Consider the following 16197-nt stretch of genomic DNA (forward strand, 5'->3'; position numbering starts at 1 on the left):
TCGACTCCGGGAGGATCCGAACGAGGCGAAAATCCATTCCTTCAGACGAAAGGAAGAAGGAATTAGTTGAGCCCGTTCCCTCCGGAACGCGTAAGGCTGCAGGTACAGGCAGAAATATATCTTTCTTTGCTTTTAAGACCAGGCGGTCTCTTCCCGGTCTTCTCTTTTTTGCACAGAAAAACCGCCCTGCGGGTGGCAGGGCGGAGCAGGTGTTTCTCAGCCTTTTACGGCGCCGGCGGTCATTCCTGCAACGAAGTAGCGCTGGAGGAAGATGTAGGCGAGTACCATCGGCGCAGAGGCGATCATGACGCCGGTGAAAAGCATTGGATAGTTGGTCGCGTACTGCCCCTGGAACTCGAGGAGTGCGAGCGGCAGCGTTTTGTAGTTGTTGTCTGTAATAAACAACAGCGGGTACAACAGGTCATTCCAGTGCATCACGAACAGGAAGATGGCCGTCGCGGACAACGACGGGAGCGAGAGCGGAATAACGACGGATGTGAACATTTTCCACTCCCCGGCTCCGTCAATGGTGGACGCTTCAAACAGCTCTTTCGGCAGTGTTTTCATGAATCCGGTTAAGATGAAAACGGCTACCGGCATCGTCACGGAAATGTTGACGAGAATAAGACCGAGCAGGCTGTTCGTCAGCCCCAGCTGTAAAACGACGTTGTATAACGGTACCATGTTCACCTGGGCAGGCACCATCATACCGAGCGTAAACAGAAGGAAAACGATGGTCCCGATCCAGTTGGTCAGCCTCGTAATCGCGAATGCGATCATTGCAGCGAACATCAGCGTAAACGAAACGGACGCAAGCGTCACAACGGAGCTGTTAATGAAGTAACCGAGCATCGTCTCACTTCGGAAAATGTCGATGTAGTTGGCGATGTTCACTCCCTCACCGGGGAGGCCGAGCGGGTTCTCAAAGGTTTCACTCATCGTTTTCATCGAGGTGAGTATCACCATCGTGATCGGAATAATGACGAGCAGTGCGTAAATCAATACAGCGAATCGACGAAAAATCATCCGGTTTCCCTCCCTCTTTAATACGAGACTTTGTCTGAGCGGAGCACTTTAAACTGCAGATACGTGATAATGGCGATGATGACCATGAAGATGACGGAAATCGACGAAGCGTAGCCGAAGTTGTAGCTGCGGAACGCGACTTCGTAAATGTATGTGGCGATGATTTCCGTGGAATGGTTCGGTCCACCGCGCGTTGTCGCAAAAATTAAGTCGAACGCTTTAAAAGACTGAATCGTCGTATAGGCAACGACGATCGTTGCCGACGGTGCAAGGAGCGGCCACGTAATTTTTTTGAACGTCTGCCATTTCGATGCCCCTTCAATTTTCGCCACTTCGTAAAGGTCGTTTGGTATGGCGTGCAGTCCGGCGACAAAGATGATCAGCATCTGCCCGGTGTGGAACCAGACCTGCGTGAAGGCAAGCGAGTAAATAGCGATGTTCTGGTTGCCGAGCCAGTTCTGCTGTAACGCCTCGAGTCCGGAGATGCCGAGAAACGTATTCAACAGCCCCATCGACGGATCGTAAATGAAGGACCAGATGAAGGCGACAGAAACGGACGAAAGAATCGTTGGGAAGAAAAATAGTGCCCGTAAAAAGATATTGAATTTGGTATTTTTAATCAGGATAATGGCAAAGATGAGTGAGAAAATCGTCTGGAAAATGACAACAAACAGCATGAAGGATAAGTTGTTTCCGACTGCCTGTGCAAAGATACTGTCATTGGTCGCAGCACGGATGTAGTTATCGACACCGACAAAGTCAAACTCGGAGGAAATGCCGTCCCAGTCTGTAAACGAGTAGAAAAAGGCACTGACGGTCGGATACAGAAAAAAGATGCTGTAGAGGATGAACCCGGGCACGAGAAAAAGATAAATATTCTTGGATGCTCTCATAGCAGTATCAGTCCTTTTAATGAATAATCTGCTTTACGCGTTATGTAAGAAAGGGTACTGAGGGAAGGAGCCTCCCTCAGTACTGGGGCGGTCTACTCGATGTTTTCTTCCACGACCTGCTGGGCCTGTTCCGCAGCATCCTGCGGCGAGTCTCCGCCGAGCACCTGCTCGATTGAGCTGAGTACGGCGTTCTCCACAGAGGAATTGGTGATGAAGAACCGCGGCTGAAAGCGGGTTTCTTTGTCCGTGAGCCAGTACGCCGTGTCCTGCAGCTCTTCGGACGTATACTCCACGTCTTCAATCGTTAAGTGCTGGCCGGTTTCATTCGCGTACTTCGACGCTACTTCAGGCTGGCTGAGGTACTCGATAAACTGCTTTGCTTCTTCCTGTTTTTCGGAATTTTCGTTGACCGCAAGCATGAATGTCGCTGTATGGATGCCTTCGTACTGTGCTTCGTCTTCCGACACCGTGATCGGCGGCAGGAAGTCGAGGTTTAATTCCGAATTCTGCTCTTTCAGGGATGCCATGTGATACGAGCCGGTCGCAAGCATCGCTGCTTCTTCCTGTGCGACAGAGGCGATGGCTGAATCCTGCTGGATACCGAGGGAGTCCTCTGAAATCATCCCTTCATCAAGCAGCGTCTGGAAGTCCTCCAGCGTGCTGACCCACCAGTCGTTGGTGAGGGACTCTTCGCCGGATTCAAGTTTTGCAAAGATGTCTTCATCCGGAGCGTTATTCATCATCATGCTGTTCATAAACTGGTTTGGCCCGATGTCACCGCCGGGAAACGCGATTGGCTGAATGTCGTTTTCCTGCAGTGTCGCACCCATCTCGATAAATTCATCCCAGCTCTGCGGCGGCTCGATGCCGAGTTCCTCAAACATATCCACGTTGTAGACCGGCATGTTGAATACCAGCTGGTATGGAACGGCGAGCTGCTGGCCGTCAGCCTGACCGATTTCAATTGCTTCGGCGTTGAAGTTGGAGACGAATTCTTCATCCGTCAGGTCTGCAAAAAAGCCTGCATCCCGGATGACTTCAAACTGGGAGCCCGGGAAAGAGGTGAAGACATCCCCAACGGAACCGTCACGAAGCATCTGCTGCGCGTTCGACTGATACTGCTCGGATGGGTAGACGTTCATTTCGACGGCAATATCCGGGTTTTCGGATTCGAACTCTTCGATGATTTCATCGAAAACTTCCGTATCTTCCCCGCGCCAGTGAATGAAGCTGATCTGTGTCTGATCCTCGCTCGCTTCCGCATTCCCCCCGGAATTATTGGTATCGTCATTGCTGCCGGAAGCATCACCACCGCCCTGATCGCCGGCGCAGGCACTGAGAAGGATCGTCATACTAATCGCTGTCCCGAAGGATAAAAACAAACTCTTTTTCACATCCATCACCCCTAAACATAATAATAAATAATTAAAGATAGGTACCTTTTGTTCCAAAAAAATATCAGCGGCGCTATACGTAAGATTATTACATGGAATTGAAGCGCTTTCAAGACCTTTTTTGAAATAGTTAGAAAATGAGATGCCGTTCATTTGCTAAATAATGGGCTGAGTATTGTCGCTGCAGGTGGAAGGAGGCTTTAGAACCGTTTCTTTCTGCAACAGAATATTGTGTTTTATGCGGAAAATGATGTATAGTATCGAAAAAAGGTAACAATGTTTATGTAAATATCATGACTTTAAAGGAGTGGACAGGAAACGATGCCAATTCCACCGATCGTCGATGCCATTGAATCCCAGGTAATTGCCTCTGTGAAAACACAGACTCAGCTTCATAAAGCCGCCAGCAGCCGATCCAATATTGTCTTTCTTTTAGATGAAGATGTCTTTACCATCGAAAGATCCGTTAAACTCCTGCAGAAACATCACAAAAAGGTATTTATTCATATGGATCTTATTGAAGGCATCGACAGCAGTAAAAAAGCACTCACTTATGCGGTGGATCTGTGGGGAATTGACGGAATCATTTCCACCCGCAGCAGCATGATCAAGTACGCCAAACAGTCCGGTACCATGGCCATTCAGCGATTATTTGCCATCGACCAAGGCGCGGTTGCAAAAGGAATAGAGAAAATTGACGGGGCAGATGCGGTGGAAATACTGCCGGGCGTAATTCCAAAAGTAATTAAAACCGTAACGGAAAAAACAGCCGTCCCGATCATTGCAGGCGGTCTGATTGAAAACGAAACCGAAATCCATGACGCCCTGCGCGCAGGAGCCCTCGCCGTTTCGGTCAGCAACAAAAACCTATGGAATACATCGCTTTAACACGGACCTGTGGAGGGGGAGGATAATGATGAGGGAAGATTGGGAGACGAGGAAGGACGATGAGGCGGAGAAAGAGAACCTGTATACGTATTATGCCGATGTGTATGAAGAACTGCAGGAACTGGGGGAGGAAGGATAGGGAGGAGCAGCCGGACCCGGAGAGAGGTGCGGCTGTTTTAATTTTAAACGGCAAAGATATCACATCGATACATTACACACAGTTTTGCTTACCACTATTATTGCAAAATTCCAACGCATATACATCACAGACTCCAATAGGCTTAGAGAAAGAATTACATAAGGGATTATTTTTTGTTGAACCATTTAAATTGACATTTGGCCCATTATCTATCGAGTGTTTCGCACCACGGTGACAAAGTTTCGTGGCGCGAAACAGGATAAAGCGATGGGGAGTTAAGTTCTCTTCTACAACAAAGTCCCGGATCGACTTTTGAAAAGTTGATTCGGGGCTTTTTACGTTTGGCTCTTTTAGGGAATGGTGATGTTTCGATTGATGTAGAGACCTTATTCTCTAACGTGATAAATCCGATGGAATTTTTGTTTAATGTCAGCATTTACAGCTAGTCATTCAGTGGAAACATCTGTGGATCTGGTTATCCCTTTCAGTGATTGGGAGTGTGAAAAAACGAACAAAAATTAATTTTGGATTTGATGGCTTCGTAGCAAACAAACGGGACCTTATTAAGTTATGTTCCATTTGTTTGATTTAGAATTAAGTGTTGATAATTTTTGGTTCAGGCTGTAGCATTAATAACAAACAAACGGGACATAAAAGATAAAAGATCCGAATGTTTGAATATTGTTTGTGGAAAAGGTGATACAAATGAATGATAAATTTAGAGTTGAGCAGATGAAAGAACGTTTTAAAAATAAGTCATTCACTAGCCAGGATTTGTATCAATTTTATTTGAAGTACGAACCTAAGCTGAAGCAAAACACTTTTAGGTGGAGAATATATACTTTGAAACAAGCAGGTATTATTTCAAGTGTTAAAAGAGGGACGTATAGACTGGAAAGTAAAAAAGCTTTTTCTCCTCTTATAAATTTAAGTTTAAAAAGAATGTATAACAAAATAAAAGTGAACTTTCCATACATTGAGGTTAGTATATGGGAAACCAACTGGTTAGCAGATTATATGATTCATCAGCCAAGGACAGACAATATAATTATTGAAGTAGATAAAGAAGCGGTGGAAGCAGTATTTGCACTTTTTCAGGAAACCAAAAGCAATGTGTTTTTAAATCCCAACAAACACGATGTTGAAACATATTTAATGACGGGGAAACGTAATATAGTGGTTAAAAATTTAGTGGTCGAATCTCCAATTCAATTGCAGGATAAAATTTATGTCCCAAAAATTGAAAAAATCATTGTTGATTTATTCGTTGATAAAGATTTATTTATCATGTACCAAGGGCAGGAATTAGCAAACATTTACGAAGCATTTTTTGAAACTTACAGCATTAATCAATCTACGTTAAATAGGTATGCGACAAAAAGAAAAGTTAAAGAACGCTTAATTGATTTCATTATCAAACAAACATCCATTGATAAAAATAACATCTATATTTGAGGTGGAAAAATGCTGGGAGAGGCAACGTACACGAAAGAATGGATTGACCAAATGAGTTATGAACTAAAAAGGGGAAAGAAAAAGGCAGACCCTGAACTAATAGAGAAAGTAACGAAGGCTCTTCATTTACTTGAATCATTAACATTTACTAAATTAGAGTTCATATTTAAAGGCGGGACGGCATTATTATTATTACTAGATGACATTCACCGTTTTTCAATAGATATCGATATTATAATAGAAGGGAATAAACATGAGGCAAGTATAGACCCGGCATTAGAAGAGGTTATTAATAATAGTAGCGTGTTTGAGAGGTTTGAAGAGCAAGCGAGAAATACCAATGAAGAAATTCCAAAAGCACATTATAAAGTTTTTTACACTTCGGTATTGGATGGAACTGAAAAATACATTTTATTGGATATTCTATTTGAAAAGAATCACTACAGCGAGATCATAGATAAAGAAATCAATTGTACATTCATAGACTACAATGAACCGGCACAATACGTTCAAATGCCTAGTATAGATTGCATATTAGGCGACAAGTTAACAGCATTTGCACCTAATACAACCGGAATACCATATGGTAAAAACAAAGAGTTGGAAATAATAAAGCAAATGTTTGATGTCGGCAATCTATTTGATTCAATGAATAATATCAACGTAGTAAATGAAACGTTTAAATCTATGGCACAACAAGAGTTAAATTATAGAGGAATGGATAAAGATCACACTTATGTAGATGTACTAGATGACATATTTAATACTTCTAGAATCTTGTCAGCGCGCGGTGGAATTGAGCGGGAGACATATGAGCTGCTGGAGAATGGGGTTAAAACAATCAAAGATTATATATTCTCCAGAAATTTCATCGTTGAAGCTGCAGTAAACAGTGCTGCGAAAGCAGCCTACCTCTCTCTATTGCTAAAGCATGATATTAAGCAGGTAGAGCGATTTGATTCGAGACTAGATCTGCAAGCTTTAAAGATTACTTCTCCAGATTTTAAGAAGTTTAAATCAATCATAAAGTTTGATCCAGAAGCTTATTTTTACTGGTATAAATGTATTGAGATAATTAATCCAAAATAGATTTATGCAGTGGGTAGAGGAGTTCATTTTGTGGCGGATAATAAAGGATAGGGTGATGAACCACATATGGCAATGGATGAGCGAAGATAAAACGAGGGACAATGGAAAGACAGGAAATGCCCGGACAGACATGGGGGATAGCCAACGAAGAGGAAGGTGGTACAGCATTGTCGCAGCGCGTGGTACATTTCCCTGCATAACATGGTACAAAAGATTGCAGGGGTGGTAAAAACTCTCCGCCGTATTCATTCTTCATGAATCAGATCGAAGAAAGATAAGGAGAGAGGGGGTTCACGAGTGGCAAAACAAAAAGCGCTGCCGTTTAATACATTTTTCTCTTGCCAAATACAACACGGGTGTCCCCTGGATCGGGGGGTCATGAATAACCCGCATGTAGGAGCTGGGTTTTTTAGGAGAGCTTCGTTGACATCATGGACAGGCAGACGTCCTGGTTTCTTGTGCAACAACAAAGACAAAAGAGTCAGGGGTTTCCAATGGATACAGCACGTGAAGGTGCTCATGCAGCGGGACGGAAAGAATCGTCATGACCCTCATTCTCCTTTGTATTATCTATATACCTACTTTAGCGTCAAGCGCTCCCCATAAATGAATAAGACCCACTTTTAGTTTGCATTAAACATATGAGTTGAACCTCCTGATTTTTGGCATAAAAAAGCACCTCCGAAGGGGAGATGCAATAAAAATGTTAAAATAAAACATGTTGATTAATGTTTGAAATATGAAGCACGTTCTCTGAAAGAAATTGCTAAACTGTGTACATGCTCCATATTTTTAAAATAAAAGTAGTCCTCTTGATTAATTCCCACTAGAGAGTTAGCGATATTTAATGAGTGAGGTTGTATGTACTTATTGATTTGAGACGCGAGAACAAGTCCTCCAACTGATCCAACTGCCGTGCCTAGCCCAGGGGTTACAAGCGTTCCCGCAGCACCTCCCCCGAAAGCTAAAACCGAGTTCACTCCGAAACGTTGGAATAGAATTAGCACTTTTACAGCGGCCATCCTACTTTTTTTGTTTTTATTTAATAGTTTATAGTCTCTGTTTACTTTAATAATATCAGAAATAGTTTTTAAACCTAAAATAATCTCTGTTGAATAAGGCGCTAACGCGAAAATTTCATCTGGCAAATCGAATCCCAAATTTCCTTTTAATGTTTCAAGTGCATCTTTAACATTCTCTGTAAATTCATAATTAGAAATATCGATAGGAATAAACTGACCTTCAAGTTCTGGGTTAATCTTCAAAATTTTTTCTCTTATTTCGCTGCTTGTTGCATATAGCACATCTGGATTGTCTTCCATTATACTCGATAACTTACTCGCACTAGTATCTTTCCACATTTTAACTTGTACCAGCATAGTCTCACCGGTTTCAGTATTTTCTCCGCTGATATCCCATACCGGTTGGGTTGGATTAGGAGCTATAGTAAAATCGAATCCTGGAAATTCTTCACTTAAATTATCTTCAACATGGAACTCAAAAAATTTACCTTTGACTCCATTCACTAATCCTATAACAGATTTTTCTCCGTTTTCTAATACTTCTTTATATTTCTCATATAAGCTTGTATTCTCAGACATTCGTGTATAACTTTCTGCATATGCTTCGAATAACTCATCAGGTATATTCCTAGTCTCTAAAACTTGATAACCAATAATTGTGGAATAAATGCTTGCGTCAACGAATATATCGTCATCTTTCATTTTAATAATATCAGTGTATAGTTCCCCATTTGAACCAGCCGAAATCACTGATTCGGACTTTGGAATATCTTCTAATTGTGAGAGCATCTTATAAGATTCCATAGCTTGGTTACTCCTTAAAAAATGATACCTGCAATAGATATAATTAAAGCAGCGATGACTCCTATGATCAAAATTAAGTTATTATTCTTTTCTGATCCACCCTTTAGTTCTTCAATTCTCTGGTTTAATTCTTTTATCTGGATTTCACTTTGATCTAACGAAGAAATCAATTCTTGTTTTTTTTGCTTTTCAATTAATAATTCTTCTTTAATATTTACTATCTCTACCTGCATTTCATTTACCTTAGTATCTATAGTTTCAATAATACTTTTATTATTCTCAGTTTCATCTTGCATTGAAGCAAGTTGGGTTAAATGCTTTTCGGATTGGTATGTCAAATCAGTAATCATCTCATGATTTTTTACAACCCTTGGGATTAGTTCTTTATTAATTTGATCTTGCTCCTCCCAAAATTTAACTTTTTCGGCAATTTTGACTTCTTCACTATTCTTTGACATTAGAATACACTCCTCACATATAAGTGGCTGTAATATAATTAATCGTCATTATTCGGTGAATTTTAAAATAGTTATTTATATGGGTCTTATTCATTTTTGGGGAGCGCTTGACGCTAACGTGGGTATATAGATAATACAAAGGAGAATGAGGGTCATGACGATTCTTTCCGTCCCGTTGCATGAGCACCTTCACGTGCTGCATCCATTGGAAACTCCTGACTCTTTTGTCTTTGTTGTTGCACAAGAAACCAGGACGTCTGCCTGTCCATGATGTCAACGAAGCTCTCCTAAAAAACCCAGCTCCTACATGCGGGTTATTCATGATCCCCGGATCCAGGGGACACCCGTGTGGCTGTACCTTCGCACACAGAAATGGTTTTGTACCAATACGGAATGTACCCGAAGGGTGTTTACGGAACGGTATGACTGGCTTCTACCATCGAAGCGACGCACCTGTCGCCTGGAGGACATGCTGCGCACCCTTGCGTTTTCGACCAATGGTATCCAGGCATCGAACCTCTGTCAGAAACTTGGTGTGGGCGTCAGCCATGATACGCTGCTGCGTCTACTGCATCAAACAGAAATCTCAGAAGCGTGCAGCCCCTTTCGTCGGCATGGATGATTTCGCCTGGAAAAAAGGGCATCGGTATGGGCTTTTGATTTGTGACGCCCGCACCCACCAGCCCATTGAAATGCTTCCGGACCGGGAGAAAGAAACGATTCAGAAGTGGCTTCAAGCGCATCCGGAAATCACTCGCATCACCCGGGACAGGTATTCCCGATTCAAGGAAGCGATGGAGGAAATACGACCGGACCTCTAGCCTATTCATGACCGGTTCCACCTCATTCAAAATTTATGGACCCTTCATGCCCAGGTCATGGGAAAGGTGCTCCCTGCGCGAATAAAAAGAAAGGAAAAGATGGGAATCCTGGAAAGCCCCACCCTCATCATCAAAGAAACGAAGCAGGAAAGACGCCAGAGAGAAAATGCCGAGCAAAAATGGGCACTGATCCAGGAAGCAAAACGCCTGCAAAAGCAGGGATATTCTCTTCGTCGCATCGCAAAAACACTTTCGAGCAGCTGGGTGACCGTGAGGAGATATCTCGCTATGCAGGAACCGCCTTCGGCTCATCGAGGAAAGCGCCCCAAGCCGTTGGACGCCCATCAAAAGCATGTCATCTCTATGATCGAAAGCGGAGAGAGCATCAAAACCATTTACACGGTATTAACCACTCAATACGGTTATCAAGGCACCTACGGTGCGGTTCGGGTCTTCGGCACAGAATTTCGGAAAAAGAAAAAACAGGGACAACCGTTTCACGCGCAGGCTTACTATTCGCGTCGAACGATCCGGAGACTACTTTGGCAGAATCCGCTGGCAGAAAAGGAAAAGCGGAATTCCATCAACGACATTCTTCAACAGTATCCCGTACTCGGCCCGTTTTATGCTTTTCTCACTTCGTTCCGCACATGTGTAACCAATTGGGATGCCGACGGCTTCCGTTCGCTTATTTTATTTGAGAAAAACCGGGACGACCCGTTAACGAAAGCGTTTATCACCAGGCTGTTAACGGATTTTCAACCGACCCTTCATGCACTCATGAACGAAGACAGCAATGGTTACGTGGAAGGGCAGGTCAATCGTTTGAAAATGATTAAACGTCTTCTTTATGGACGAGCGTCATTTCATCTGTTACGCATACGAATGCTTTATCGGTCCCAGTAAATAACACGGATTTTAAAACGGCATTTACCTGGTTAGGAAGGGACGCGAGTTCAATCCCCAAAAATGAATAAGACCCACTTTTATTTTGCATTAAACACCTGCTGTAACCGTCTAGCGCCGTCGACATCGGTACTGCCATCGGCGGCGCAATCATTCAGAACGGAAAGGTCCATAAAGGAGCCAACCTGCACAGCGGCGACTTCGGCTACATGCTGACGACGAGCCGCGTCACCGAGGAGGATGATGTGTGGAGCCGGAAAGCCTCCACCAGGGCACTCATCCGGCATAACGCCCGATTAAAAGGTGGAGCGGCGAAAATATCTTCGCCGGAGCAACGGCCGGCGACCTTGAGTGTCAGGAGCACTGGACACGTTTTACCGGGATCTTGCCGCCGGTATCTACAACCTGCAGTACATATACGCCCCCGATCTGATTCTCCTCGGCGGCGGCATCAGCCTGGAACCGAGGCTGATCGAAGGCGTCCGCCGAAAGCTGGACGAGCTGCTCGCTCTCATTCCGCTCGCCAAAGTTACGCCTGTTATCGATACGTGCAACTTTAAGCAGCAAGCGAATCTGTTTGGGGCGGTGTATGCGTATAGACGGCAGGAATTGTTCGTGAAAAAGAGGATGACGCTTATCTATCCTGAGGCTCTGCGATAACTTCTATTTTTTACCGTGACCACATGTTGGACATACAACCCACCACTTATTATGTTTGAATTCTTGAAGATGATAGTTATTTATATGTTTGATAATAGTATGTTCGGTACTGTTGCGGCAATGTACTTTAACCCAAAATTCATTACACGATAAACATGAATAATGAAATTTAGAATGTCCATTATCAGTTATAAGGTGCTCTACTTGAATTTTATTTTCTTCGCCGCAATTCCAGCAAAGATGGTATTCCTTTAGATGGTACTCCATAATTAACCGAAACCAATTTTTAAACATATATAGTTTTGAAGGTGCCAGGTATATTGAAGAATATTGATGTGGTTTATTTTGGATTAATTTAGTATTAAATAATGACTCGTTATAATAAACATGGAAAGGAGGGAATTCCCTCTCGTCATAATCAGAAAACTCTTTGTCAGAGTGAAGTATTCCAGAAATTAGTATAGGTAATTGCCAATTAGTCTCAATCGGCTGCATGTTCCCATATTTTCTTATTGCAACTTCTTCAATATCTTTTTTCCATAATTGAGTACCTTGTGATTTATAATTACGATATTTAGCATCTAAAATAGCTATACCACGTTCAGTCCCATCTTTTGAAAACTTTAATACAAAATCGGGTTTAACAAATTTATCGCTAAGTTTTATTTTGGGTTCATAATAAACTTCTAATTTCCAGGAACCTGAAAAAAGATTTATTACAAAGTTGTTTAAACTTTTATGGGGTTTTGATTTAATGTAATCATCTAGATATTTTACAATATCGCTCTTTTCATTTAGACTCCAGCCCAATTCACGAGTTAATATGAATATGATTTTATAAAGAGCCCATACTTCATAAATGTGCTCAATTTTTTTTGTAGGAATTTGCCTTTGATTTTCTACTGTGGATAAAGATGGTGCTAAATTATTTTTTATTTTTTGAATGACTTGCCACGCTGATTGGTAAGGTGGATTGTGTAGAAATAGTTGGGTTGGTTTTAACGGTAAATATTCAAGCGGTTCTAATTCTTTGAAAATTTCCATTTTTAGTAAATTTTCTGCAGTTGTTCTTAGTAGATCAAATTGGTTAGAAGCTTCATTTAAAAGTCCAATTTGTTGAGATAAAGTTTTAACCTTTTCAAGTTGTTTTAATTTTAAAAGCGGACTCTCGTTTTGCTCTTTCTCATTCAAAAGAAGTGGGAGGGTATTTTCTAATAACATTGCTAATTCATTATTCTCCTTCGGTATAGAAATGTCCACACTATCTTTAGTAATGTTGGAAATATATTTAAATTCAATACAAAGGTTATGTGAATTGAATTTTGTGGGATTTTTTGAAGTGATAATCCCCTTTCCTCGGATTTTTATAATTCTAGCGCGTTTTAGAGAATCTTCTTGTGCTTCTTTATTGAAAGTTTTGTAAAAACGATAATGTGATGGCAAATGGAAAGTTTTCAACAGAATTTTTACGATTTCTAATTCTTTTAGAACAAATGATTTGCTATTTACTTTATAGCTTTTAATACGAATAGGTGACTTATCACTAATGTTATCTAATTGCGCTTGAATACTATCCTTAGATTGATTATGCTTATAGTTCATATTTGAATTGAATATTCCATTCATCTTCAATACCAACTCTATATCTTCATAGTGTGGTCCCTCTTTAAAATCAAAATTTATAGCCTTCGATTTATTGCTTTCTCTAATTTCCTTTCGATGATCAAGGTTTTTCTGGACTTTTGATAATAAGTCATCATGACATTGCTGAATACGCCCTGCATCCTCCAAATCATAAATAGACATATCCGTACTCAAATCACTTTTATTAAAGCACATTTCTCTTTCGTTAATTAAATTTTTTAATTGAGGAGTTGGCTTACTTCCAACTGAACCCATGTCTTTAGAATAAATCACTAATTCTTCTAACATTTGCTTTATGAGTAAATTCTCGTGTGTTGCTACATACGGTTTTGCTACTTTACTCCAATAAAACGGGTTGCCAGGATTTATATTTTTCTCTAACTCCATACGCACATCAAAACGACCGTATTGTTCATATTTCTTTTTTAAGGTTTGAAGAGCAAGAGTTGAATGAGGATTTAAGTTAATTTGCTTTACCGCTAGCTTTAGTTTATTTAACTGTTCTTGGAGGTTTAAGGCTAATTTTTGTTTGCTTAACCCAATTGAAGCAATATTACTATCATCTCGAATTAAATCTTCTCGAATATGATAAAGATCTCTCAGCATTTCTTCGTAATCATCAACTGATAATGCTGAGGGTAAAAAATGAATTTTTCCAAATTTTTCAGAGTGCTGTTTATAAGAAATACTTAGATAAACTGATCCGGCACTTGTGATTCCAGTTATTGAGGGGCCTTCACTAAAAATATAAAAGTTCTTATTTTTTCTAGTCGAGAAATGAGTAGACTCAAACCATATATCTTTTTCTCCTGAATAATACAACTCAATATGCGAATTATTAATTGGGGAAACTAAATAAAGGTTATAATGTTCCAGGTTTTTATCTGAGAGTCGAACCCCAATCTGCCTAACATAAGATTCATTTTGACTACGGTAATGAGTGGGGATATTCCATTCATCATTTTTTCTTACTATCTTATTTCCAATATTAATGTCTCTTATTCTCAACGACCCCTCTATTGGCGGGGAAGAGTGATCATACCAAACTTTTATCATGTATATATCTGCAAACATTTTGATCAACTCCAAAAAGAAAACATACCGGTTTGATTATATCTTTTGTGCATTTGCCTTAACTTCAAAATACTTGAAGAATTTTCACCTACTTGTTCTTCTACTATTTGCGAAAGATCTGAAATCATTTGATCTGTTTCTAACATATCGTGTAACCTTGGTAATAATTTCATAACGGTTATGTCCTCTATAAACTTATTATCCGATATTCCCCAACTTTTGGAATGTCCATAATAAAGCAACATATGATGTTCTAGTCGTTCGCTGTAATCAATATTCCATTTGTAAAGCTCGTCTTTAATTGCACTTATAGCAAGCTTTATCTTTGATGGAAGGGTTGAATCAGTTGTAGTTGGCTTGAAAAATTCAGAAGGAATACTAAATTCTAAATCATCAGCTGAAGGATTAATTTCTTGTTTCGCTTGTGGGTTAATCGGAATAATGAAACTGCGGTCAATAACTTTTGGGCTTAATGACTGAACAGCACCGTCCACGTTCATTGTTCCAATAATTCGTAGATTATCAGGTATTTCAATTAAAGGTTCGTACTCTTGTAAATTTTCATATCGGGATATAATATCAAAGTGATTGAGATTATTCACTTTTGAACCATTTAAAAGCTCATCAATAGAGATATTTTGTGTTGATAACAAGTATTTTATATACCATTCAACTTCTCTCTTATTGTGATTATATTCAGTAGAGCTATAAAGTCGAAGTTTTTCTCCTTCTAATTCCTTTATACTCAATATATCCGCTAAATAATATTCTATTTGAGCAAGGTTGATTTCATCTAAACAAATAAAAAATAGTTTATCTTTATTTTTGTTCGCTTTGATAAGGCAATCTAAAAAAGGTGAAGAAACGTATAGTTTTCTAACTGGATTGTAGAATCCTAGTAAATCTTGTTTGTCAGTCCAATTAGGCTGTACAGGTATAATTTCAAAATCTGCACCTATAGCTTTAGCAATTTGATGAACTAATGTTGTTTTTCCAGTTCCTGAGGGACCGGATAAAATAACCATTTGTCCAGTCGTCAAGGATGCCAGAAATTGCATTAGCGTATTTTTCTCATAATGGTAACCTTGTTTGTGAAGTTGAGAATGTATGTTTTTCAGCAATTTAATGTGCGACTCTGGAAGACTCATAGGTTTTTCTATATCCGTTGTTTTTAACTTATCGATTGAAAAACCTAATGATTCTAATTTGTCTGATTTATTCTTCACTTCTTGATTTTGTTGTTCAATATACAATTGTTTAATATTCAATTTTTTATTCAAATCGTCTATTTCTTTCTTTTGTAATTCATTATTCTTTTTCGCTTTTTCAAGTAGTATAATGTCGTCCTGAATTTTCCCCTTAATAATTTTTACTAAGTCAATAAATTCATTATCCCTTTCATATAGAGGAGGGGTGACTACAGCTAATATTCCTAAATCTTCTTGGCTTATTTGCAACAATTCAAATATTTGATTGATATTAGTTATAGGGTAAATTTTGCTTGAATCAGTTTTGAAAAATTTCCCTTCAATTAATTTTTCTGTATCTGCATGGTTAAGGTTAAATTTAGCAGCAACAAGAGTGCCGTTTTCTAATGGGGTACTTCCTGTTTGAATAGAACAAAATAAATTTGGTATAATTCTTAGTTCTTTTATTATATCTAAATTCAATTGAAATCCATTATAAGGATTAATTAAATTCTCAATAAAAATAAATTTATTCCCATGGATAGGAATCCTAACATTTCCTATTACCCAAAAATCATCTAAATTCGTTTTCTTCAATATATACTGCTCTTTGTCTGGAAGCGACATGTTGATAAAATTATCTATATTAACAACAGTAGACATAAAATTCAATCCTTCCAAGTAGTAAGTGTAGGGTGGCTTAGAGCGGCAAAAATCTAAGCATTCACTTGAATTAA

13 protein-coding genes are annotated in these 16197 nt (G+C 39.9%); 6 read left to right on the forward strand and 7 right to left on the reverse strand.

Annotation, left to right across the window (positions count from 1 at the left end; genetic code table 11):
* Nucleotides 1–216: 216 nt before the first annotated feature.
* From C6I21_RS08115 to C6I21_RS08125, 3 genes are all read right to left on the reverse strand, one after another.
* Entirely contained in the window at nucleotides 217–1026 is an 810-nt protein-coding gene (locus tag C6I21_RS08115) for a carbohydrate ABC transporter permease (RefSeq protein WP_105958953.1), read from the reverse strand.
* 17 nt (nucleotides 1027–1043) lie between these two features.
* Nucleotides 1044–1919 (reverse strand): carbohydrate ABC transporter permease, encoded by an 876-nt coding sequence (locus C6I21_RS08120; RefSeq protein WP_105958954.1) that lies wholly within the window; start codon nucleotides 1917–1919, stop codon nucleotides 1044–1046.
* Nucleotides 1920–2011: 92 nt separating this feature from the next.
* Nucleotides 2012–3313 carry an ABC transporter substrate-binding protein gene (locus C6I21_RS08125; protein ID WP_245411571.1) on the reverse strand — a complete coding sequence of 434 codons (1302 nt, stop codon included), beginning with the start codon at nucleotides 3311–3313 and terminating at the stop codon, nucleotides 2012–2014.
* A 321-nt stretch (nucleotides 3314–3634) separates the two neighbouring features.
* Between C6I21_RS08125 and C6I21_RS08130 the strand changes: the two genes are divergently transcribed.
* The 3 genes from C6I21_RS08130 (at nucleotide 3635) to C6I21_RS08140 (ending at nucleotide 6884) form a co-directional block, all read left to right on the forward strand.
* Nucleotides 3635–4201 carry a glycerol-3-phosphate responsive antiterminator gene (locus C6I21_RS08130; protein WP_105958955.1) on the forward strand — a complete coding sequence of 189 codons (567 nt, stop codon included), beginning with the start codon at nucleotides 3635–3637 and terminating at the stop codon, nucleotides 4199–4201.
* An 844-nt stretch (nucleotides 4202–5045) separates the two neighbouring features.
* Nucleotides 5046–5795 carry a DUF6577 family protein gene (locus tag C6I21_RS08135; protein WP_105958956.1) on the forward strand — a complete coding sequence of 250 codons (750 nt, stop codon included), beginning with the start codon at nucleotides 5046–5048 and terminating at the stop codon, nucleotides 5793–5795.
* Nucleotides 5796–5846: 51 nt separating this feature from the next.
* Nucleotides 5847–6884: a nucleotidyl transferase AbiEii/AbiGii toxin family protein gene (locus tag C6I21_RS08140; RefSeq protein WP_210200636.1), complete on the forward strand. Its 1038-nt coding sequence runs from the start codon at nucleotides 5847–5849 to the stop codon at nucleotides 6882–6884.
* A gap of 725 nt (nucleotides 6885–7609) precedes the next feature.
* On the opposite strand, the gene C6I21_RS08145 is transcribed toward C6I21_RS08140, so the two are convergent.
* A complete protein-coding gene (locus tag C6I21_RS08145) occupies nucleotides 7610–8710 on the reverse strand; it encodes a DUF456 domain-containing protein (protein WP_105958958.1) in 1101 nt (366 codons plus the stop codon).
* Between the two features lie 14 nt (nucleotides 8711–8724).
* Nucleotides 8725–9168 carry a hypothetical protein gene (locus tag C6I21_RS08150; protein WP_105958959.1) on the reverse strand — a complete coding sequence of 148 codons (444 nt, stop codon included), beginning with the start codon at nucleotides 9166–9168 and terminating at the stop codon, nucleotides 8725–8727.
* Nucleotides 9169–9716: 548 nt separating this feature from the next.
* Here C6I21_RS08150 and C6I21_RS16495 point away from each other — a divergent pair.
* The 3 genes from C6I21_RS16495 (at nucleotide 9717) to C6I21_RS08165 (ending at nucleotide 11555) form a co-directional block, all read left to right on the forward strand.
* The gene (locus C6I21_RS16495) at nucleotides 9717–9989 is read left to right on the forward strand and encodes a transposase (protein ID WP_181186179.1); all 273 of its coding nucleotides are present in this window, start codon (nucleotides 9717–9719) and stop codon (nucleotides 9987–9989) included.
* 363 nt (nucleotides 9990–10352) lie between these two features.
* Nucleotides 10353–10895 (forward strand): transposase, encoded by a 543-nt coding sequence (locus C6I21_RS08160; protein WP_245411576.1) that lies wholly within the window; start codon nucleotides 10353–10355, stop codon nucleotides 10893–10895.
* A gap of 351 nt (nucleotides 10896–11246) precedes the next feature.
* On the forward strand, nucleotides 11247–11555 hold the full coding sequence (locus C6I21_RS08165) for an ROK family protein (protein WP_105958962.1): 309 nt from the start codon (nucleotides 11247–11249) through the stop codon (nucleotides 11553–11555).
* A gap of 3 nt (nucleotides 11556–11558) precedes the next feature.
* Here C6I21_RS08165 and C6I21_RS08170 read toward each other — a convergent pair whose 3' ends face one another.
* Nucleotides 11559–14273 carry a nuclease domain-containing protein gene (locus C6I21_RS08170; protein WP_105958963.1) on the reverse strand — a complete coding sequence of 905 codons (2715 nt, stop codon included), beginning with the start codon at nucleotides 14271–14273 and terminating at the stop codon, nucleotides 11559–11561.
* Nucleotides 14274–14278: 5 nt separating this feature from the next.
* The gene (locus tag C6I21_RS08175; protein ID WP_105958964.1) at nucleotides 14279–16123 is read right to left on the reverse strand and encodes an McrB family protein; all 1845 of its coding nucleotides are present in this window, start codon (nucleotides 16121–16123) and stop codon (nucleotides 14279–14281) included.
* Between the last annotated feature and the right edge of the window lie 74 nt (nucleotides 16124–16197).

Origin of the sequence: Alkalicoccus urumqiensis, assembly GCF_002993335.1 — a bacterium.
Lineage (GTDB): Bacteria > Bacillota > Bacilli > Bacillales > Salisediminibacteriaceae > Alkalicoccus > Alkalicoccus urumqiensis.